We start from the raw sequence: 18,492 nt of genomic DNA, 5'->3' as shown, positions 1-18,492 counted from the left end.
TTCATCAGCAGCACCCCCGCCCCCATCACCACGGCCGGGGGTGCTGCTGATGAAACCAAGGGCCTGCGCCACCATCACCACCAGGATGAACAGCAGCACCATGAAGAGGAACAGCCAAGGGTGACGCTGGACAAAATCGTCCTGGGGACTGCTCTGGCCGCCGCTGTCGTAGGCCGTGGCCGGCTCGTCCAGCGGCGTACCGCCGAGCACCAGGAGCATGGCCGCAACCCCGTCGCTGATGCCCTTGCTGAACTGCCCGGTCTTGAACGCCGGAGTGATCACCTGGTTGATGATCACCGAGGCCTGGGCGTCGGTCAGGCGCTCCTCCAGGCCGTAGCCCACCTCGATGCGCAGCTTGCGCTCGTCCCGAGCGACGATCAGCAGCGCACCGTTGTTCTTGTCCTTCTGGCCGATGCCCCAGTGGCGCCCCAGCTGGTAGCCGTAGTCCTCGATGCTGGCGCCTTGCAGGTCGGTCAGGGTCACCACCACCAGTTGTTCGCCGGTGGCCTGTTCGTGGGCTTGCAGTTGCCGAGTCAGCTGGGCACGGACGCTCGGTTCGATCATCTGCGCGTCGTCCACCACCCGTCCGCTCAGAGCCGGGAACCTGAGCTCGGCCTGGGCCGTGACCGCGAAGACCCAGAGCAACAGCACCAGGCCGATTTTATAGAGTCGCATTAGCACCTCATCCTTAATCTTTGTCCGCTTGCGCTACCAACTGCCTGACGCCCCACCACCGCCAAAACTGCCACCACCGCCTCTGAAGCTGTCCGAATCCGAGCTGGAACTGGAGCTGGAGCTGCTGGAGTCGAACCAGTCGAATGAACTGCTGCTCGAACTGCTGTCGCGCTCGGCCCTGGGCGAGTCATCGCGGGTGCCGGGCCGACCAGCGCTTGCCGCTGCACCATCGTCGCGTGTGAAGAGCAAGAGCCCGACCAGCGGCACGCCGACAAATACCGAGAAAAACACCAGTTTGAACCACCACATCCATTCGATCTGCTGGTACCAGCTCTGCTCCACCCAGCGGTGCTCCAGCATCCGCGTGCTGTTGGGCTCCAGCAGACGCACGATGGAGGTGGTGCCGGTAATGATCCCGGAGGAGTACAGCTCATCCTTGAAATACGGAATGATCGAGTCGTTGATGATCAGGTGCGCCCAGATATCGTCGATCCGCCCTTCCAGCCCGTAGCCCACCTCGATCCGCACCTGGCGGTCGTCCTTGGCCACCAGCAGCAGGACGCCGTTGTTCTTGTCCTTCTGGCCGATGCCCCAGTGCCGGCCCAGTTGCAGGCCGAACTCCTCGATGCTGTAGCCGCCCAGGCTCGGCACCGTGACCACCACCACCTGATCGGTGGTGCTTTGCTCAAGCCGTTCGAGCATCTGCGTCAGGTAGACCTGCGCCGAAGGCGTGAGCAACTGGGCGCTGTCCACCACACGCCCGGTCAACGGGGGGAACAGGCTTTCAATCGGCGCCGCTGTCGCCGTGGCCGGTGCAGGCTCGACCTGGACAGAGGGCTGCGTCGCACGCAACGGCACCCCATCCATGGGTGTTGAACCTGAGGGTTGCGCCAGTACGGCGCCACTCACCAGCCCCAGCCACAGCAGCGCGCCTCGTAGCACGCGCTGCACGTGGGCCATCAGAATTTCACTTGCGGCGCTTTGTCGGCGTCGGGGCTGGTGGCCTCGAAGGATTCACGCACCGGCAGGTCGCTGTACATCAGGCTGTGCCACAGGCGACCGGGGAAGGTGCGGATCTCGGTGTTGTACTTCTGCACCGCCAGGATGAAGTCGCGACGGGCCACGGCGATACGGTTCTCGGTGCCTTCAAGCTGGGATTGCAGGGCCAGGAAGTTCTGGTTGGCCTTGAGGTCCGGGTAGCGCTCGGACACCACCATCAGGCGGCTCAGGGCGCCGCTCAACTGGTCCTGGGCCTGCTGGAACTGCTTGAGCTTTTCCGGGTTGTCCAGGGTCTTGGCGTCCACCTGGATCGAGGTGGCCTTGGCCCGCGCCTCGACCACCGCGGTCAGGGTTTCTTCCTCGTGCTTGGCGTAGCCCTTGACGGTTTCCACCAGGTTGGGGATCAGGTCGGCGCGGCGCTGGTACTGGTTCTGCACCTGGCCCCAGTCGGCCTTGACCTGCTCGTCCAGGGTCGGAATGTTGTTGATGCCGCAGCCGCTGAGCAGACTGGTGAGCAGCAACAGGGCCGCGACAGGCCAGCTCGAACGCAGGCTTTGAGTGATGTTCATGGGTGGGGCTCCTTGCACAACCTGATTGAAATGCAGCGTTTGCCCGGTTTCACGCTTCCTGTGGGCAAAATCTGCCTGCGCCACTGGAATGCATCGGGCTGATGGGCTAAAAGATGCCCAGCGCGAAAAACAGTTCAGAAGTGTGCTGGATTTATCTGAACAACAATAGCTGCCCCTTAAATTTTGGCTGCCGGATGCGCTTTCAAAAGCATCTGTCCTGAGCCCTTGAGAACAATATTCATGAAGAAGCTGTGTTTGCTGGGCCTGCTGGTCAGCCTGGCCAGTCACCCGGTGTTGGCCGAAGTGGCCCCGGTCCCTCTGGAAAACAAAGAAGCCTTTATCAACGATCTGCTCAAGCGCATGACTCTGGAAGAGAAGATCGGCCAGCTGCGCCTGATCAGCATCGGCCCGGAAATGCCCCGCGAGCTGATCCGCAAGGAAATCGCCGCCGGTAATATCGGCGGCACCTTCAACTCCATCACCCGTCCGGAAAACCGTCCGATGCAGGACGCGGCCATGCGCAGCCGGCTGAAGATCCCGATGTTCTTCGCCTATGACGTGATCCATGGCCACCGGACCATCTTCCCCATCAGCCTGGCCCTGGCGTCCAGCTGGGACATGGACGCCATCGGCCGCTCCGGGCGCATCGCCGCCAAGGAAGCCAGCGCCGACAGCCTGGACATCACCTTCGCGCCGATGGTGGATATCTCCCGCGATCCGCGCTGGGGTCGCACCTCCGAAGGTTTCGGCGAAGACACCTACCTGGTTTCGCGCATCGCCAAGGTCATGGTCAAGGCCTACCAGGGCCAGAGCCCAGCCCTGCCGGACAGCATCATGGCCAGCGTCAAGCACTTCGCCCTGTATGGCGCGGTGGAAGGCGGTCGCGACTACAACATCGTCGACATGAGCCCGGTGAAGATGTATCAGGACTACCTGCCGCCCTACCGCGCGGCGATCGACGCCGGTGCCGGCGGAGTGATGGTGGCCCTGAACTCGATCAACGGCGTGCCCGCCACCTCCAACACCTGGCTGATGAACGACCTGCTGCGCAAGGAATGGGGCTTCAAGGGTCTGGCGGTGAGCGACCACGGCGCGATCATCGAGCTGATCCGCCACGGCGTGGCCAAGGACGGTCGTGAAGCAGCCAAGCTGGCGATCAAGGCCGGTATCGACATGAGCATGAACGACTCGCTGTACGGCAAGGAACTGCCGGGGTTGCTCAAGTCCGGCGAGATCGAGCAGAAGCACATCGACAACGCCGTGCGTGAAGTGCTGGCGGCCAAGTACGACATGGGCCTGTTCAAGGACCCTTACGTGCGCATCGGCAAGGCCGAGGATGACCCGGCCGACACCAACGCCGAAAGCCGCCTGCACCGCAGCGACGCCCGGGACATCGCCCGGCGCAGCCTGGTGCTGCTGAAGAACCACAACGACACCCTGCCGCTGAAGAAAACCGCGAAGATCGCCCTGGTCGGCCCGCTGGCCAAGGCGCCGATCGACATGATGGGCAGCTGGGCCGCCGCTGGCGTGCCGGCGCAGTCGGTGACGCTCTACGACGGCATGCGCAATGTCCTGGGCGACAAGGCCCAACTGGTGTACGCCCGGGGTTCCAACATCACCGCCGACAAGAAGGTGGTGGACTACCTGAACTTCCTCAACTTCGATGCCCCGGAAGTGGTGGACGACCCGCGTCCGGCGCAGCAGATGATCGACGAAGCGGTCCAGGCGGCCAAACAGGCGGACGTGATCGTCGCGGCCGTGGGCGAGTCGCGAGGCATGTCCCACGAATCCTCAAGCCGTACCGACCTGCTGATTCCCGCCAGCCAGCGCGACCTGATCAAGGCGCTCAAGGCCACCGGCAAGCCTTTGGTGCTGGTGCTGATGAACGGTCGGCCATTGTCGCTGCTGGAAGAAAACCAGCAGGCCGATGCGATCCTGGAAACCTGGTTCAGCGGCACCGAAGGTGGCAACGCCATCGCCGACGTGCTGTTCGGCGACTACAACCCGTCGGGCAAGCTGCCGATCACCTTCCCCCGCACCGTGGGGCAGATCCCGACCTACTACAACCACCTGACCATTGGCCGGCCGTTCACCCCGGGCAAGCCGGGCAACTACACCTCGCAGTACTTCGACGACACCACCGGCCCGCTGTTCCCGTTCGGCTATGGCCTGAGCTACACCAGCTTCAGCCTGTCGGACATGGCCCTGTCCTCCACCACCCTGAACAAGAGCGGCAAGCTCGACGCCAGCGTGACCGTGAAGAACACCGGCAAGCGTGACGGCGAAACCGTGGTGCAGCTGTACATCCAGGACGTCGCCGGGTCGATGATCCGCCCGATCAAGGAATTGAAGAACTTCCAGAAAGTCATGCTCAAGGCCGGTGAAGAGAAGTCCATACACTTCACCATCACCGAGGACGACCTGAAGTTCTACAACGCCCAGCTCAAGTACGCCGCGGAACCGGGCGACTTCAATGTGCAGATCGGCCTGGACTCCCAGGACGTCAAGCAACAGAGCTTCGAACTGCTCTGATGCCTGTCAGCGGCCGGCGCAAGACCTGCGCCGGCCGCCTTCCCTCCCTGCGCAATCGCGCAAATCGCTGCCATGTCTGTAGCCGCTGCCGAGCCTGCAAGGCTGCGACGATCTTCCGCCAAACCGCCACCGGCCTCGCGACCGCTGCGCGCTCGTTCGCAGCCAGCGCCAGTGGCTGCAATCAGCCGCGCCGGTCCAGCAGGTTGACCACCAGACGATCGACCCAGCCCCAGATCCGCTGCTTGATCCGCCGCCACAACGGCCGGTTGCGCCACTGCGCCAGGCTGATCTCTTCGCTCTGGGCGAAATCCGCCTCGAAACTCGCCGCTACCGCGCGGGTCAGCGACGGGTCCAGGGCTTCGAGGTTGGCTTCCAGGTTGAAGCGCAGGTTCCAGTGATCGAAGTTGCACGAGCCCACGCTAACCCAGTCGTCCACCAGGGCCATCTTCAAATGCAGAAAACGCGGCTGGTACTCGAAGATCCGCACGCCGGCCTTGAGCAGGCGCGGGTAGTAACGGTGCCCGGCATAGCGCACCGCCGGGTGATCGGTGTTCGGCCCGGTCAGCAGCAGGCGCACGTCGAGCCCCCGGGCCGCGGCCTTGCGCAATGAACGGCGCACCGACCAGGTGGGCAAGAAGTACGGCGTTGCCAGCCAGATGCGCTGCTGGCCGCTGTGCAGGGCGCGGATCAGAGAGTGCAGGATGTCGCGATGCTGGCGAGAGTCGGCATACGCCACCCGGCCCATGCCATGCCCCGAGTCAGGTATGCGCGGCAGATGGGGCAGGCCGAAATCCACACTGGGCTTCCAGGCGCCGCGGTGCAGGTTGGCACTCCATTGCCGGTCAAACAGCCGCTGCCAGTCACGCACCGCAGGGCCGGCAATCTCCACCATCACTTCATGCCAATCGCAGCTGTTGTCCTTGGGCTGCCAGAAATCATCGGTGACCCCGGTGCCGCCCACCATCGCCAGGGACTGGTCCACCAACAGCAGTTTGCGATGGTCGCGGTACAGGTTGAGCAGGCCCTGGCGCCATTTCAGGCGGTTGTAGAAGCGCAGTTCGACACCGGCATTGGTCAGGCGCAGGCGCAGGGGCTGGGAAAAGGCCAGGCTGCCGTAGTCGTCGAACAGGCAGCGCACCCGCACCCCGCGCTCGGCGGCCTGGACCAGGGCCTGGACCATGGCCTCGGCGCAGGCACCGGCCTCCACCAGATACAGCTCCAGCTCCACCTGCTCCTGGGCACGGACGATGGCCAGCAGCATGCGCGGAAAGAATTCGGGACCATCGATCAGCAACTCGAAGCGGTTGCCTTCACGCCAGGGGAACACCGCCGCGCGCATTTCAGCGCGCCGTGAAGATCAGCACCGCACCCACCGGCACCGAGAAACTGATGGCCGAAAGCCCCGCGAGCTTGCGCAGGCTGTCCAGCCCCGGGGCCAGGTTGAAGTCTTCGGCGTTGAGCACCAGGGGTTCCAGGGTCACCACCTGAAAGCGCCGGTCATCCAGGCGGGTGGCCAGCAGTTCGGCGTTGTACGTGTGTTCCTGGCCGTGCAGGGTCACGGTGACCGGCAGCAGCAGCTCGATCTGCGCACCGGGAGCCAGGTCGTTGATCGGGCGCAGGTTGATCTGCGCGGTGATCTGCGCCTCGGGAAACTGCTGCACCTGGAACAGTTCCTGGCGCATGCGTTCATCGCGCAGAGGAATGCCGCTGCTGACCGAGTCCAGCTCGATCTGCAGCAGCGCCTGGCCCTTGCCATCGACCTTGCCATGCAGCACCAGGAAGCGCTGGACTTCGGAAATATTGGCGTTCTTGGTGGAGACGAAGGACACGCGGGATGACTCGTTGTCCAGGTACCAGTTGGCCTGGACCGGCAGCGCCAGTACCCCGAGCAGGCTGAGAAGTAGGCGGATCGGCGTACGCATGCAAGCTCCCTTGAACAGAAGGCGCCACCTTAACCGGCTGCCGTAAGGCTGGCAAACGCCGTGCTCGGGCGGCGCCCTGCGATAGAGTTGCACGCCGTGCCTTTGGTTCAGGGACAGTCCTGCGGCGCTCGCAGCGGGCGGACCAAGGCCTTGGCCGGTGCGCCGCTGCCAGTCAGGCAAACCCCGGAGGCAACGTGGCGCGAATGGCATTGCCCGCCGGCGCGGCCGGAGAACGGCTCAGGCGAGGCTTTTCTGCAGTTGTTCGACGGTGGCGGCCAGCAGCCCCAAATGACGATTGCGCACCTGCTCGACGCAGCTCAGGTCCATCGGCCAATGCAGGGCGATGCTACCGATCACCCGCCCCTCGGCCTGCAGTGGCAAGGCCACGGCGCGAATCAGAAAAGGCAGGCGCACCGGGTATTCCCAGTGGCCTTCAGTTCGCTGGCCAAACCCCAGGTGCTGGGATTGGGCGCAGGCCTGTTGCTGCTCTTCGACCGGTACGCGCTCGCGCTCGGCCAGCCGCTGGACTTCAGCGCTGGCCAGGGCCCCCAGGCAGGCCTTGCCCATGGCCGAATGAAACAGGCTGGCATGCTGGCCGACAATCCGGCTGTTGTTCGGGTAGCGCTTGCGCAACACCTGGGGCACCGCGCTTTCCAGGACTTCCAGGTGCTCGCCGTCGAAACTCGACAAGTCGCTGACCAGCCCGGTGCGTGCACTCAATTCCAGCAACCAGGGCGCCGCCTGCTCCACCAGGCGGCGCTTGAAGCGTTGTCGGCTGTCACCGAACAGGCTGCGCGCGCTCAAGCGATAGCGCCGGTCACTCAAGCCCCGGTAGATCCAGCCCTGCTCCTGCAAGGTCAGCAACATGCGCGACACCGTCGCCTTGGGCAGCCCGGTCAGGTAGTGCAACTCCTCCAGCCCCAGGGCCTGGTGCTGACCGAGTAACTCGACAATCGCCAAGGCCCGTTCCACGGAACGCACACTGCCGCTTTCGACCTTGCTGGCCATGGTCCGAACTCCCTGACTTGAAAATGGGTAAAGCCGTTACCCAGCAAGATGCGGGCCTCAGGAGCCTAGCAGCGACGCTTGCCTGGTTACAGCAGATTACCTGGCGGGCGCTGGCGCACCCATTGCGTCAGTTGTTCATGGGCATGAGCCAGCTGCAGCACAGCATGGTCGGCCTGGGCCGGACCGATGATCTGCATGCCCATGGGCCGGCCCGCCAGATTGAATCCCACCGGAATGCTGATGCTGGGCAGGCCGGCCAGGGTCGGACCGATCACCACTTCCATCCAGCGATGATAGGTATCCATTTCCTGCCCATCGATCTGCCTTGGCCAGGCCTGCCGTGCATCGAAAGGGAACACCTGGGCCGTGGGCAACAGCAGAAAATCGTAACGCTCGAACAATCGCTGCAAGGCGCGGTACCAGTCGCTGCGACTCTGGGACGCGCGGTACACATCCGCAGCGCTCAGGTTGGCGGCCCCCTCCACTTCCCAGCGGGCCTCGGGCTTGAGCCAGCGGCGTTTGTCCGGGTCGCCGTGCAACAGCCCCAGGGAGCCCTGGACCAGCCAGTGCCGGTGCACCAGCCAGCAGTCCCACAACTGCGCCATGGAGAAATCCGGCTGGCAGCTTTCCACTTCACAGCCCAGCCGGGTGAAGTCGGCCAAAGCCTTTTCACACAGGCTCAATATCCCCTGCTCCATGGCCAGGTAGCCGTTGTAGTCCCCCAACCAGCCCAGGCGCAGGCCCCGCACGTCACGCTGCAGAGGCGCCTGCAACAGCGCCGGTTCCTCCTTGAGAGACAAGGGCACCCGCGGATCGTAACCGGCCTGGGTGCTCAACAGCCGCGCCACATCGGCTACGGTGCGTCCCATCGGCCCTTCGGTAGCCAGTTGCTGCACGAACAGTTCCGGGGTCGGGCCGAACGGCACCCGCCCCTGGGAAGGGCGCATGCCGAACAGGTTGTTGAAGGCCGCCGGATTGCGCAACGAGCCCATCATGTCGCTGCCATCGGCCACCGGCAGCATGCGCAGGGCCAGGGCCACTGCCGCCCCGCCGCTGCTGCCGCCGGCGCTCAGGCTGCTGTCGTAGGCATTGCCGGTGGTGCCGAACAGCTGGTTGTAGGTATGGGAGCCCAGGCCGAACTCCGGCACGTTGCTCTTGCCGACGATGATCGCGCCACTGGCCCGCACCCGGGCCACACTGATGGCGTCCACCTGGGGCACCTGTTCGGCGAACAGCGGCGAACCCAGGCTGGTGGTCAGCCCCGCGGTGGCTGCCAGATCCTTGATCGCCTGGGGCATGCCATGCATCCAGCCCATGGACTGCCCCCGGTCCAGTTGCCGGTCGCGCTCGTCGGCCCGGGCCAGCAACTCGCCCGGATCGCCCAGGGACACCAGCGCATTGAAATGCGGGTTGTAGCGCTCGATCTGTTGCAGGTAGGCCTGCATCACCTCGCGGCAGGACAGCTCGCGCGCATGGATCGCCCTGGACAGCGCCAGGGCGTCCAGCTCGACGATGGACTCGCAGGCCACGGCATCGCTGTGCTGAATCAAGACTCGCCTCCCAGGGTCAGGGCATCGGGCTTGGTGTCCCGGACCGCGTCGTACATGCAATAGATGCCCAGCAGACTGAAGATCGAAGTCGCCAGGACATAGAAGGACGGCGCCACCGGCGTGGCCATGACCCGGCTCAGCCAGGTCACGATCAACGGCGCGAAACCGCCAAACAGCATCACCGCCAGGTTATACGCCACGGAGACGCCAGTGGAACGCACCTCGATGGGAAACTGCTCGGCCAGGGCGGTGGGAGCAGGACCGAAGAAACCGCCAATGGCGCCACACAGCAGGATCTGCATCACCAGCAGGCGCTCGATGGACGGCGCGGCGGCGACCCACACATACAAGGGATAGACCATGATGAAAAACGCCAGGGTGAAGGCCGCCAGCACCGGACGCCGGCCGATCCGGTCCGACAGCGCCCCGGAAAAGGGGATCACCAGGGTCATCAGGGCCACGGCGAACATCTGCACCAGCAGCACCTGATCCAGGGGCAGGCCGAGGTTGGCGTGGGCGAAGGTCGGCATGTTCACCAGCACCACGTAGAAGGACACGGTGCTGCCGCTGCACAAGCCCATGGACACCAGAATCGCCCGGCGCTGGCTCGACACCACCTGCCATAACCCCGGCCCATTGCCCCGCACCTGCTTGCGCGCCTCGATGAAGGCCTCCGGCTCTTCCATGTACTTGCGGATCCACAGGCCCACCGGACCGATCAGCAGGCCGATCACGAACGGCAGGCGCCAGCCCCAGAGATCCAGGGTCTGGGGCGAAAAGAAGTGGGTCACCGCCGCCACCATCGCCGCCCCGCTGAACACCGCCAGACACTGGCCGACCAGTTGCCAGGAACCGTACAGGCCCTTCTTGTGGGCCGGCGCACTCTCCACCAGGTAAGCCGTGGCGCTGGCATACTCCCCTCCGGTGGCAAAGCCCTGGAGCATGCGCGCCACCACGATCAGCAGTGGCGCGCCAACGCCAATGGCCGCGTAGTTGGGGGCAAACACGATCATCGCGATGGCCAGGGTCATCAGTTGGATGATCACCATCATCGCGGCCTTGCGGCCTTTGCGATCGGAGTAGATCCCCAGCAGCACACCGCCCACCGGACGCATGAAAAAGCCCACGCCGAAGGTGGCCAGGGCCATCAGCAGCGAGGTGTATTCATCCTCCGCCGGAAAGAACTGGCGGGCGACGAAGCTGGCGAGAAAGCCATAGACGATGAAGTCGTACCATTCCAGGGCGTTGCCGACGACGGCGGCAACCACCTGCCGGGTCTTGGAAGCAGCGGGGCTCGAAGTGCTCATGGGAAGTTCCTTGGATACTTTTGAGCCTTGGGCCAGGCTCGGAAAAGTGCCGGGCGCCGACAACGCCCGGGGTGCTCGGAAACGCAGGAACGACAGGGGTCAGGAGGGCTTGAGCCAGCTTTCCGCGAGGGCAGCCCAATAGGCCGCGCCGGTCAGCAGGATGTCGTCGTTGAAGTCGTAACCCGGGTTATGCACCATCGGCTGCGCCACACCGTTGCCGATGAACAGGTAGCTGCCGGGGCAGCGTTGCAGCATCCAGCCGAAGTCCTCGCTGCCCATCAGCTTGGGGGTGTTGCCGTCGACCGCCTCGGCCCCCACCAGCTCGACCCCGACCCGCCGGGCGAACTCGGTTTCTTCCGGGCTGTTGATCAGCACCGGATAAGCCGGGCGATGCTCGATGCTGGCGCGGCAGCCAAAGCTTTCGGCCTGGGTGCGGATGATCGCCTTGACCCGCTCCAGCATCTGCTCGCGCACCGGTGCATTGAGGGCCCGCAGGCTCAGGCGCAACAGCGCCTGCTGGGGAATCACGTTGGCCGCCTCGCCGGCCTGCAGGGCACCGACCGTCACCACCGCGGCTTCCTGAGCGTCGATATTGCGTGCCACCACGGTCTGCAAGGCCATCACCATGCTCGCCGCCGCCACTAGCGGGTCCACCGCCAGGTGCGGCATGGAGCCATGGCCGCCGACGCCTTCGACTATCACCTCGAGCAGATCCTGGGAGGCCATCATCGGCCCCTCGCGAAACCCCAGGTGCCCGGCCGGCAGCCCGGGCATGTTGTGCAGGCCGAATAGCGCATCACAGGGGAAGCGCTCCAGCAGGCCATCGGCAAGCATCGCCTCGGCGCCGCCCTGGCCCTCTTCGGCGGGCTGGAAGATCAGGTTCAGGGTGCCGTCGAACGTTCGGGTCGCGGCCAGGTAGCGCGCCGCCCCCAGCAGGATGGTGGTGTGGCCGTCATGCCCGCAGGCATGCATGCAACCGCCATGGCGACTGCTGTAGGGAACCCCGGTGTTCTCGATGATCGGCAAGGCGTCCATGTCCGCCCGTAGCCCCAGGGTGCGGGTGCCCGTGCCGTTGCGCAGAACCCCAACGACCCCGGTGCGGCCAACGCCGGTATGCACCTGGTAACCCCACTCCTCCAGGCAACGCGCCACCAGCGCCGAGGTGCGCTGTTCCTCGAACCCCAGTTCCGGGTGGGCATGAATGTCGTGCCGGATGGCCCGCAGGTCGCCGGCAATGTCATTGAGCCAGGCAAGGATGTGCTGGTGTCGGGTCATGGCGTATCTCCTCTGGGCCGGGTGGCTTCCCGTTCTTGTTGTCGGAGCGCTGCACGAGGGGCCGGACCTGCTCGAAGCGCTGCGTCAGATAACCGCGCGGCGCAGCACAGGACAATCAAATGTGGTTCCACTGCATGGAACACATCATTGATAGCGCAGCTTGATCGAGGATCAGGGATCGAGGCGGCAGCCTTCGCGGGGGCCCAGCCAGGAGGCGCTGTGGGTCCGTCCCAGGGCGCTGGCGGTGACTCGCCGGGCCTGCGGCTCATCATCGAAACCGCTGATGGGCAGGTACTGGCGCACGGAGGCGCGGCAGTCCTCGGCAGGTTGTTGCATGACGTAACGGCAGGAGCAGTACTCCTTGGCGGTGTAGGCCCCGAGGATGTCGGGAAAGGCCTGCAGCGCCACCCGCTGCTGCCAGCCCCAGCCCAGCAGCAGGAGCAGCGCCAGCAGCAACAGGCCGAGCAGCGGATGACGGCGCACCCAGGCCCGGCGCTTCATGGCGGACTCGGTTCGGGAAAAGCCGCCAGGACCCGCTTGAGCAGCTCGTTGTGCCGATAGCTGCCATCACGGTCGTCGCCATAGCGCACGATCACCAGGCGCTCGGCGGGCAGGATGTACAGCGCCTGGCCCCAGTGTCCCAGCGCCGCATAAGTGTCCGCCGGCGCATCCGGCCAGGGCCGGGGCGCACCGTCCACCGCGCGGTTGAGCCACCAGTGCCCGCCCGCCACGGCCACGTCCTGGTTGGCCCGGTAGCCGGCAAAGGGGGTGCGACAGAATTCGACCCAGGCCTTGGGCAGCAATTGCCGGTCGCGCCAGCGGCCATCGCGCTGCATCAACAGGCCGATCCGCGCCAGATCCCGAGCCGTCAGGTACAGGTAGGACGAAGCAACGAAGGTGCCGGCCGCGTCGCGTTCCCACACGGCATGGCTGATTCCCAGGGGTTCGAACAGCGCGTGCCAGGGGTAGTCCGCGTAGCGCTCGGGCCCCACTATCCCCCGCAGACTGGCCGCCAGCAGGTTGCTGTCGCCACTGGAGTAGCGAAACACCTGCCCCGCCGGCGCGGCCGTCGCCTGCTGCGCGGCGAATGCGGCCATGTCCCGGTGGCCCCGGGTGTAGAGCATGGCCACCACCGAGGAGTTGAGCGGTGCGTATTCGTAGTCTTCCTGCCAGTCCAGGCCCGAGGCCCAGTGCAGCAAGTCGGCCAGGGTGATGCGCGGATGCCGCTGCAGCGCCGGGTAATACTGTGCGGCAGGGTCCTGCAGCTGGAAGCGGCCTTCACCGAAGGCAACGCCCAGCACCACCGCCAGCAGACTCTTGCTGGCCGACCAGATGAGATGGGGAGTCTGCGGTCCGGTGGTGCCGGCATAGCGCTCGTAAAGCAACTGGCCATCGCGGATCACCAGCAAGGCGTCGGTGCGAATGCCTTGCCGGGACTCTTCATCTCTGGGCTCGAAGGCGTAGTCCTCCAGAGCCTTGAGCCCCGGGCCGCTGACGGCCGGGCCCCAACTCCATTGCTCCACCGGCCATTCCTCGGCCCAGGCCGGCAAGTAGAGGCACACAAGCAATGCCAGCAAGATCGGGGCCTTGGCCATGGATGACACTCAAGTGACGTCAGCGGCCGAGCCTAGTCCAGGCGGATGACAGTTTCACTGCAAGTGCCTTCGTTTGTTGGCGCTGGCTGGCCAGCGAAGGCGTCATCGTGCCTTGCGCGAGGCTCTCGGGCCCATTCGCCGGCAAGCCGACTCCTACGCAAGGGCGCGCCGTTGCTAAAACGAGGCCAGGGCTTTGGCCAGGCGTTGTTCCCGAGCGCTGGCGGCCAGGTCCAGCAGGGCTTGGTCCCGGGACCATTGGCTGCGCCAAGGCTCAGGACCCTTGGCGAATGCGGCGTCGATTTCAGGCCGCAATACCTGGAACTGGGTGAACAGACCGCCCAACAGAATGTGCCCGCCACTCAAGGAAGGATTCTGCCGACTGACTTCGGCACAGCCTGCCAGCAACCCCAGCAGTTGCAATTGCAACGTCTGCGGCCAGCCGCTGTCCTGGCCCACGCCGTACAGCCAGGCGAGCATGGCGCTCAGGACGTAGGTGTCTTCCAGGGTCCGGAAGGGTTTGACATAGGCGTCCCAGCCATCGCCGGCGAGCAGTTCGCAGGCGGCGTTGTCCAGCAACAGGCAGCCATGGCTGATCTCCGGCATCAGGCCGATGGCCGGCTGGGTCTGGACCTTGACCCCCGGTTCCCCGGCGTAGACCACGGTCAGGCGCAATGCCGCCCGCTCACCCGGGGCCTCGCTGCGGGCCGCCACCAGCAGCCAGTCAGCGGCATCGCCAGCGGTGACGAAATCCTTGCGTCCGCTCAGACGCAAGTCCTCCAGGCGGGTCTGCATGTCCGCCGGACGCAGGCTGCGGCGTTCGGTCGCGCATAAAGCCCCCAGGCTGAGCGGCGCGCTGGGCCACAACATGCGCAATGCCGCCTGGTAACCCACCAGGAAAGCCAGCCCCGGGGTGCTCATCAGGCGCCCGCCGCGCACCGCCAGCTCAAACGGCGTGAACGTTCCCAGATGGCTCAGCAAAGCCCCATAACCCTCGGCCAGGTCAGGGTTGGCGGGCAGTCGTTCACGGCTCTCGAGCAGGGCTTGCCAGGGCATTCGGAGGTCCTCAGGGGCTGTCATACAAGCATCACCAAAGCTTCATGGTGATGACACCGGGGCTACATAGCCTGACTTTGCACAACAAAGTCGATTGGCTGCAACCCAAGGCGGGTCAGTGGCCCGCACGGAGATTCACGATGACTCAGATCGCCCGCATCAGCGACACCGGCATTGAACGCCGCCTGCAAGCCGAACGCCTGATCGGCGCCCAGGCCTTGCAGGAAGCACAGGCCCTGCGTTTCAACGTCTTCAGTGGCGAGTTCAACGCCAAGCTCAAGGGCGCGGAACTGGGTCTGGACATGGATGACTATGATGCCCATTGCAGCCATATCGGTGTACGGGACCTGAACACCGGGCGCCTGGTGGCCACCACCCGTCTGCTGGACCACCAGGCCGCCAGCAGCCTGGGGCGCTTCTACAGCGAAGAAGAATTCAGCCTGCATGGCCTGGTGCAGCTCAAGGGCCCGATCCTGGAGATCGGCCGCACCTGCGTCGACCCGGCCTACCGCAACGGCGGCACCATTGCCGTGCTCTGGGGCGAACTGGCGGAGGTCCTCAACCAGGGCGGCTACAGCTACCTGATGGGCTGCGCCAGCATCCCCATGCAGGATGGCGGCGTACAGGCCCAGGCGATCATGCAGCGCCTGCGCGAACGCTACCTGTGCACCGAACACCTGCGGGCCGAACCGAAGAAGCCGCTGCCGAGCCTGGACATTCCGTCCAACGTGATCGCCGAGATGCCGCCGCTGCTCAAGGCCTACATGCGCCTGGGAGCGAAAATCTGCGGCGAGCCATGCTGGGACGAAGACTTCCAGGTCGCCGACGTCTTCATCCTGCTCAAGCGTGACGAGTTGTGCCCGCGCTACGCCCGGCACTTCAAGGCGGCGGTCTGATGCGCCGGCTGCGGGTCTACGGGCGCATCGCCCGGGTACTGCTGGTGGTGGCGCTGGGGCTGAGCATGGCCAGTATCTTCGGTCTGCTGGAGCGCCTGGGGGTGGCCAACTCCATGGTCCGGCGCCAGCGCTGGTCGCGCTTCTTCATGGCGCGCCTGAGCAATGCCCTGCCCTTCCAGATCTCGGTACACGGCGAGTTGCCCGGGCAGCCAATGCTCTGGGTCAGCAACCATGTGTCCTGGACCGACATTCCGCTGCTGGGCATGCTCACGCCGCTGTCCTTCCTGTCCAAGGCCGAGGTGCGTACCTGGCCGGTGGCCGGCTGGCTGGCGGCCAAGGCCGGCAGCCTGTTCATCCGCCGCGGGGCCGGTGACAGCCAGCTGATCCGCAAGCAGATGACCCGCCACCTGCAGGAACAGCATCCATTGCTGCTGTTCCCCGAAGGCACCACCACCGACGGCCATGGCCTGCGGACTTTCCACGGCCGCCTGCTGGCCAGTGCCATCGACGCCGAAGTGTCGCTGCAACCGGTGGCGATCCGTTATTTGCGCGATGGCCAGATCGATACCCTGGCGCCCTTCATTGGTGACGACGACCTGCTCTCGCATTTGATGCGGCTGTTCGCCAATGATCGGGGCCAGGTGGAGATTCATCTGCTCAAGCCAATTGCCTGCCAGGGCCAGGAGCGTGCGGCACTGGCCTTTCAGGCACAGCAAGCGGTGCAAAAAGCACTATTTGGCGACGTTACCCAACCCGCCGAACCACGTCGCAGCGGCGAACTGGTCGCCGCCTGAACCACACGTAGGAGCCGGCTTGCCGGCGAAGATGCCGTTGAAGCTTTCGTCGGCAAGCCGACTCCTACCGAGGGGACGTTCGTCAGGGTAACTGGATGTGCTGCACGGCGAACGACTGCAATTGCGGGTAAAAATCGCGGAAATCTTCGCTCAACGGCCGATACAGGCGCTCCAGTTCCCCCATCGCCGCAGTCAGCTCCTCCGGTTGCGACAAGCGCCGGGCAATCCCGCGCAACACCTGCTCCAGCACCTGGAAATCCCGATAGGAACCCAACCAGTCATCCGCCGCCATGTAGGGCGCTATCTGCGCCAGGCGCCCGGGCAACTGTGGCTCGGCCGCCAGCACCCGATACACGTCGGCGGTGAACTGCTGCAAGGGACGATCGGCATACTCGGCCCAGTCCCGAGCCAGGCAATGGTCGAAGAACACGTCGATGACGATGCCGGCATAGCGCCGCCGGGTCAGGGAAAAACGCGACAGCGCCGCGCTCACCAGCGGGTGGCTGTCGGTGTAGGTGTCGATGCGCCGATGCAGCTGGATCGCCGCCTCGACTTCAGGGGCAAACTGCCCTTGCAGGCGGCCTTTGACGAAATCGCCATACAGGCTGCCCAGTAATTGACCCGGACGCTGGCCGCCAAGGTGTAGATGTGCGAGATAATTCATTCGCGCAGCTTAGCACCGCGCCCAACATATCGTTATAACCCGATATACCGATAAGCAATGATTTAAGATCAAAATCATATTGGCATATCGCGAAATAACGATTTAAATTTCGCCTCATCGCGATACAACGTTTTACGGAAAACGAGCACCGCCATGTCCCTCGACCTCGACGAAATAATAAAAGCCCTGGCACATCCGGTTCGCAGGGAAATCCTGCACTGGCTGAAAGACCCGACAGTCGAATTTCCCGATCAGGCTCACAGCAATGAGCACGGCGTGTGCGCCGGACAGATCGATCAACGCTGCGGCCTGTCGCAGTCGACCGTTTCCGCCCACCTCGCCACCCTGCAGCGCGCAGGCCTGATCAGCAGCCGGAAAGTCGGCCAATGGCATTTTTTCAAACGCAATGAGGAAGTCATCCAGCAGTTCCTCACGCAAATGAGCCAACAGCTCTAGACCTGACAAGGACCCGACAATGCCCCTTTCACTCATCATCCTGGCCTTGAGCGCCTTCGCCATCGGCACTACCGAGTTCGTCATCATGGGGCTTCTGCCCGATGTCGCAGCGGACCTCGGCGTGTCGATTCCCGGCGCTGGCTGGCTGGTCACCGGCTACGCCCTGGGTGTGGCCATCGGTGCGCCGTTCATGGCCCTGGCCACTGCCCGCTTGCCACGCAAGGCGGCGCTGGTGGCGCTGATGGGAATCTTCATTGTCGGCAACCTGCTGTGCGCACTGGCCAGTGATTACAACGTGCTGATGTTCGCCCGGGTGATCACCGCGCTGTGCCACGGTGCCTTCTTCGGTATCGGTTCAGTGGTGGCCGCCGGCCTGGTGCCCGCCAACAAGCGCGCCTCGGCCGTGGCCCTGATGTTCACCGGCCTGACCCTGGCCAACGTCCTTGGCGTTCCGCTGGGCACAGCCTTGGGCCAGGCAGCCGGCTGGCGCTCGACCTTCTGGGCGGTGACGGTGATCGGCGTGATCGCGCTGATCGGCCTGTTGCGCTTTTTGCCGGCCAAGCGCGATGAGGAAAAACTCGACATGGGTGCGGAACTGGCCGCCCTCAAGGGCGCCGGAATCTGGCTGTCCCTGAGCATGACCGCGCTGTTCGCCGCGTCGATGTTCACCCTCTTCACCTACGTTGCGCCGCTGCTCGGCGATGTCACCGGCGTCTCGCCCCAGGGCGTGACCTGGACCCTGCTGCTGATCGGCCTGGGCCTGACCCTGGGCAACATCATCGGCGGCAAGCTGGCGGACAAGCGCCTGGGCGCCACCCTGATCGGCGTGTTCGCGGCCATGGCGGTGGTTTCCACCGTGCTGACCTGGACCAGCGTGGCGTTGATTCCCACCGAGATCACCCTGTTCCTCTGGGCCACCGCTTCGTTTGCCGCGGTGCCGGCGCTGCAGGTCAATGTGGTGACCTTCGGCAAGGCCGCGCCAAACCTGGTTTCGACCCTGAACATCGGCGCCTTCAACATCGGCAACGCCCTGGGCGCCTGGGTCGGCGGCAGCGTCATCGCCCACGGTTTCGGCCTCACCAGCGTACCGCTGGCGGCTGCGGTGCTGGCGATCCTGGCCCTGCTGGTGACGCTGATTACCTTTCGCCAGGGCGGCAACGCCGAACTGGCTGCTGCAACCCACTGATCCGACTCTTT

The 18,492-nt window shown here is 64.8% G+C and carries 18 protein-coding genes; 5 read left to right on the top strand and 13 right to left on the bottom strand.

Annotated elements, in window-relative coordinates; genetic code table 11:
• The 3 genes from DNK59_RS21925 to DNK59_RS21915 all read right to left on the bottom strand — a co-directional run.
• A partial coding sequence (locus DNK59_RS21925) for a YgcG family protein (RefSeq protein WP_110724575.1) occupies positions 1-675 on the bottom strand: 675 nt, incomplete at its 3' end.
• Between the two features lie 33 nt (positions 676-708).
• Positions 709-1,635 (bottom strand): YgcG family protein, encoded by a 927-nt coding sequence (locus DNK59_RS32285; protein WP_110724574.1) that lies wholly within the window; start codon positions 1,633-1,635, stop codon positions 709-711.
• Positions 1,635-2,243: a LemA family protein gene (locus DNK59_RS21915; protein ID WP_068582077.1), complete on the bottom strand. Its 609-nt coding sequence runs from the start codon at positions 2,241-2,243 to the stop codon at positions 1,635-1,637. Before DNK59_RS21915 ends, DNK59_RS32285 begins: the two co-directional genes overlap by 1 nt.
• A gap of 240 nt (positions 2,244-2,483) precedes the next feature.
• Between DNK59_RS21915 and bglX the strand changes: the two genes are divergently transcribed.
• Complete coding sequence (gene bglX, locus DNK59_RS21910; protein WP_110724573.1) at positions 2,484-4,775, top strand: beta-glucosidase BglX; 2,292 nt, start codon at positions 2,484-2,486, stop codon at positions 4,773-4,775.
• Between the two features lie 181 nt (positions 4,776-4,956).
• Here the strand turns inward: bglX and DNK59_RS21905 are convergent, their stop codons facing one another.
• From DNK59_RS21905 to DNK59_RS21865, 9 genes are all read right to left on the bottom strand, one after another.
• Positions 4,957-6,114 carry a phosphatidylserine/phosphatidylglycerophosphate/cardiolipin synthase family protein gene (locus DNK59_RS21905; RefSeq protein ID WP_110724572.1) on the bottom strand — a complete coding sequence of 386 codons (1,158 nt, stop codon included), beginning with the start codon at positions 6,112-6,114 and terminating at the stop codon, positions 4,957-4,959.
• A 1-nt stretch (position 6,115) separates the two neighbouring features.
• Complete coding sequence (locus tag DNK59_RS21900) at positions 6,116-6,697, bottom strand: YceI family protein (RefSeq protein WP_092320263.1); 582 nt, start codon at positions 6,695-6,697, stop codon at positions 6,116-6,118.
• 237 nt (positions 6,698-6,934) lie between these two features.
• Positions 6,935-7,705, bottom strand: a complete 771-nt coding sequence (locus DNK59_RS21895; RefSeq protein ID WP_092320262.1) for an IclR family transcriptional regulator — start codon at positions 7,703-7,705, stop codon at positions 6,935-6,937.
• Between the two features lie 86 nt (positions 7,706-7,791).
• Positions 7,792-9,255 (bottom strand): amidase, encoded by a 1,464-nt coding sequence (locus DNK59_RS21890; RefSeq protein ID WP_256596542.1) that lies wholly within the window; start codon positions 9,253-9,255, stop codon positions 7,792-7,794.
• The gene (locus DNK59_RS21885) at positions 9,252-10,562 is read right to left on the bottom strand and encodes an MFS transporter (protein WP_110724571.1); all 1,311 of its coding nucleotides are present in this window, start codon (positions 10,560-10,562) and stop codon (positions 9,252-9,254) included. Before DNK59_RS21885 ends, DNK59_RS21890 begins: the two co-directional genes overlap by 4 nt.
• A gap of 99 nt (positions 10,563-10,661) precedes the next feature.
• Positions 10,662-11,837 carry a M20 aminoacylase family protein gene (locus DNK59_RS21880; RefSeq protein WP_110724570.1) on the bottom strand — a complete coding sequence of 392 codons (1,176 nt, stop codon included), beginning with the start codon at positions 11,835-11,837 and terminating at the stop codon, positions 10,662-10,664.
• Between the two features lie 171 nt (positions 11,838-12,008).
• Positions 12,009-12,338: an amidase gene (locus tag DNK59_RS21875; RefSeq protein ID WP_110724569.1), complete on the bottom strand. Its 330-nt coding sequence runs from the start codon at positions 12,336-12,338 to the stop codon at positions 12,009-12,011.
• Positions 12,335-13,432: a serine hydrolase gene (locus tag DNK59_RS21870; protein WP_110724568.1), complete on the bottom strand. Its 1,098-nt coding sequence runs from the start codon at positions 13,430-13,432 to the stop codon at positions 12,335-12,337. The genes DNK59_RS21875 and DNK59_RS21870 overlap by 4 nt, the downstream gene beginning before the upstream one ends.
• Before the next feature lie 174 nt (positions 13,433-13,606).
• Positions 13,607-14,485 carry an acyl-CoA dehydrogenase gene (locus DNK59_RS21865; protein ID WP_110724567.1) on the bottom strand — a complete coding sequence of 293 codons (879 nt, stop codon included), beginning with the start codon at positions 14,483-14,485 and terminating at the stop codon, positions 13,607-13,609.
• A 140-nt stretch (positions 14,486-14,625) separates the two neighbouring features.
• Between DNK59_RS21865 and olsB the strand changes: the two genes are divergently transcribed.
• Both olsB and DNK59_RS21855 read left to right on the top strand, forming a co-directional pair.
• Positions 14,626-15,381 (top strand): L-ornithine N(alpha)-acyltransferase, encoded by a 756-nt coding sequence (gene olsB, locus DNK59_RS21860; RefSeq protein ID WP_092320256.1) that lies wholly within the window; start codon positions 14,626-14,628, stop codon positions 15,379-15,381.
• Complete coding sequence (locus DNK59_RS21855) at positions 15,381-16,175, top strand: lysophospholipid acyltransferase family protein (protein WP_110724566.1); 795 nt, start codon at positions 15,381-15,383, stop codon at positions 16,173-16,175. Before olsB ends, DNK59_RS21855 begins: the two co-directional genes overlap by 1 nt.
• Before the next feature lie 82 nt (positions 16,176-16,257).
• On the opposite strand, the gene DNK59_RS21850 is transcribed toward DNK59_RS21855, so the two are convergent.
• Positions 16,258-16,839: an ACP phosphodiesterase gene (locus DNK59_RS21850; protein WP_110724565.1), complete on the bottom strand. Its 582-nt coding sequence runs from the start codon at positions 16,837-16,839 to the stop codon at positions 16,258-16,260.
• A 153-nt stretch (positions 16,840-16,992) separates the two neighbouring features.
• Here DNK59_RS21850 and DNK59_RS21845 point away from each other — a divergent pair, with 153 nt between their 5' ends.
• Positions 16,993-17,295, top strand: coding sequence for a helix-turn-helix transcriptional regulator (locus DNK59_RS21845; RefSeq protein ID WP_016965050.1), 303 nt, complete (start codon positions 16,993-16,995; stop codon positions 17,293-17,295).
• A 19-nt stretch (positions 17,296-17,314) separates the two neighbouring features.
• Positions 17,315-18,481 (top strand): MFS transporter, encoded by a 1,167-nt coding sequence (locus DNK59_RS21840; RefSeq protein WP_110724564.1) that lies wholly within the window; start codon positions 17,315-17,317, stop codon positions 18,479-18,481.
• The last annotated feature ends 11 nt before the right edge of the window (positions 18,482-18,492 follow it).

Source organism: Pseudomonas sp. TKO26, from assembly GCF_003225665.1.
GTDB lineage: Bacteria > Pseudomonadota > Gammaproteobacteria > Pseudomonadales > Pseudomonadaceae > Aquipseudomonas > Aquipseudomonas saponiphila.
This window is presented reverse-complemented; position numbering and strand designations above follow the sequence as displayed.

What these genes read in the sequence shown, in the direction of transcription:
- DNK59_RS21895 (WP_092320262.1), bottom strand. Translation starts at nt 7,705, where the DNA reads ATGGCCAGCAAGGTCGAAAGCGGCAGTGTGCGTTCCGTGGAACGGGCC.
- bglX (WP_110724573.1), top strand. Translation starts at nt 2,484, where the DNA reads ATGAAGAAGCTGTGTTTGCTGGGCCTGCTGGTCAGCCTGGCCAGTCAC.
- DNK59_RS21865 (WP_110724567.1), bottom strand. Translation starts at nt 14,485, where the DNA reads ATGCCCTGGCAAGCCCTGCTCGAGAGCCGTGAACGACTGCCCGCCAAC.
- DNK59_RS21875 (WP_110724569.1), bottom strand. Translation starts at nt 12,338, where the DNA reads ATGAAGCGCCGGGCCTGGGTGCGCCGTCATCCGCTGCTCGGCCTGTTG.
- DNK59_RS21840 (WP_110724564.1), top strand. Translation starts at nt 17,315, where the DNA reads ATGCCCCTTTCACTCATCATCCTGGCCTTGAGCGCCTTCGCCATCGGC.
- DNK59_RS21900 (WP_092320263.1), bottom strand. Translation starts at nt 6,697, where the DNA reads ATGCGTACGCCGATCCGCCTACTTCTCAGCCTGCTCGGGGTACTGGCG.
- DNK59_RS21915 (WP_068582077.1), bottom strand. Translation starts at nt 2,243, where the DNA reads ATGAACATCACTCAAAGCCTGCGTTCGAGCTGGCCTGTCGCGGCCCTG.
- olsB (WP_092320256.1), top strand. Translation starts at nt 14,626, where the DNA reads ATGACTCAGATCGCCCGCATCAGCGACACCGGCATTGAACGCCGCCTG.
- DNK59_RS21880 (WP_110724570.1), bottom strand. Translation starts at nt 11,837, where the DNA reads ATGACCCGACACCAGCACATCCTTGCCTGGCTCAATGACATTGCCGGC.
- DNK59_RS21885 (WP_110724571.1), bottom strand. Translation starts at nt 10,562, where the DNA reads ATGAGCACTTCGAGCCCCGCTGCTTCCAAGACCCGGCAGGTGGTTGCC.
- DNK59_RS21855 (WP_110724566.1), top strand. Translation starts at nt 15,381, where the DNA reads ATGCGCCGGCTGCGGGTCTACGGGCGCATCGCCCGGGTACTGCTGGTG.
- DNK59_RS32285 (WP_110724574.1), bottom strand. Translation starts at nt 1,635, where the DNA reads ATGGCCCACGTGCAGCGCGTGCTACGAGGCGCGCTGCTGTGGCTGGGG.
- DNK59_RS21845 (WP_016965050.1), top strand. Translation starts at nt 16,993, where the DNA reads ATGTCCCTCGACCTCGACGAAATAATAAAAGCCCTGGCACATCCGGTT.
- DNK59_RS21905 (WP_110724572.1), bottom strand. Translation starts at nt 6,114, where the DNA reads ATGCGCGCGGCGGTGTTCCCCTGGCGTGAAGGCAACCGCTTCGAGTTG.
- DNK59_RS21870 (WP_110724568.1), bottom strand. Translation starts at nt 13,432, where the DNA reads ATGGCCAAGGCCCCGATCTTGCTGGCATTGCTTGTGTGCCTCTACTTG.
- DNK59_RS21850 (WP_110724565.1), bottom strand. Translation starts at nt 16,839, where the DNA reads ATGAATTATCTCGCACATCTACACCTTGGCGGCCAGCGTCCGGGTCAA.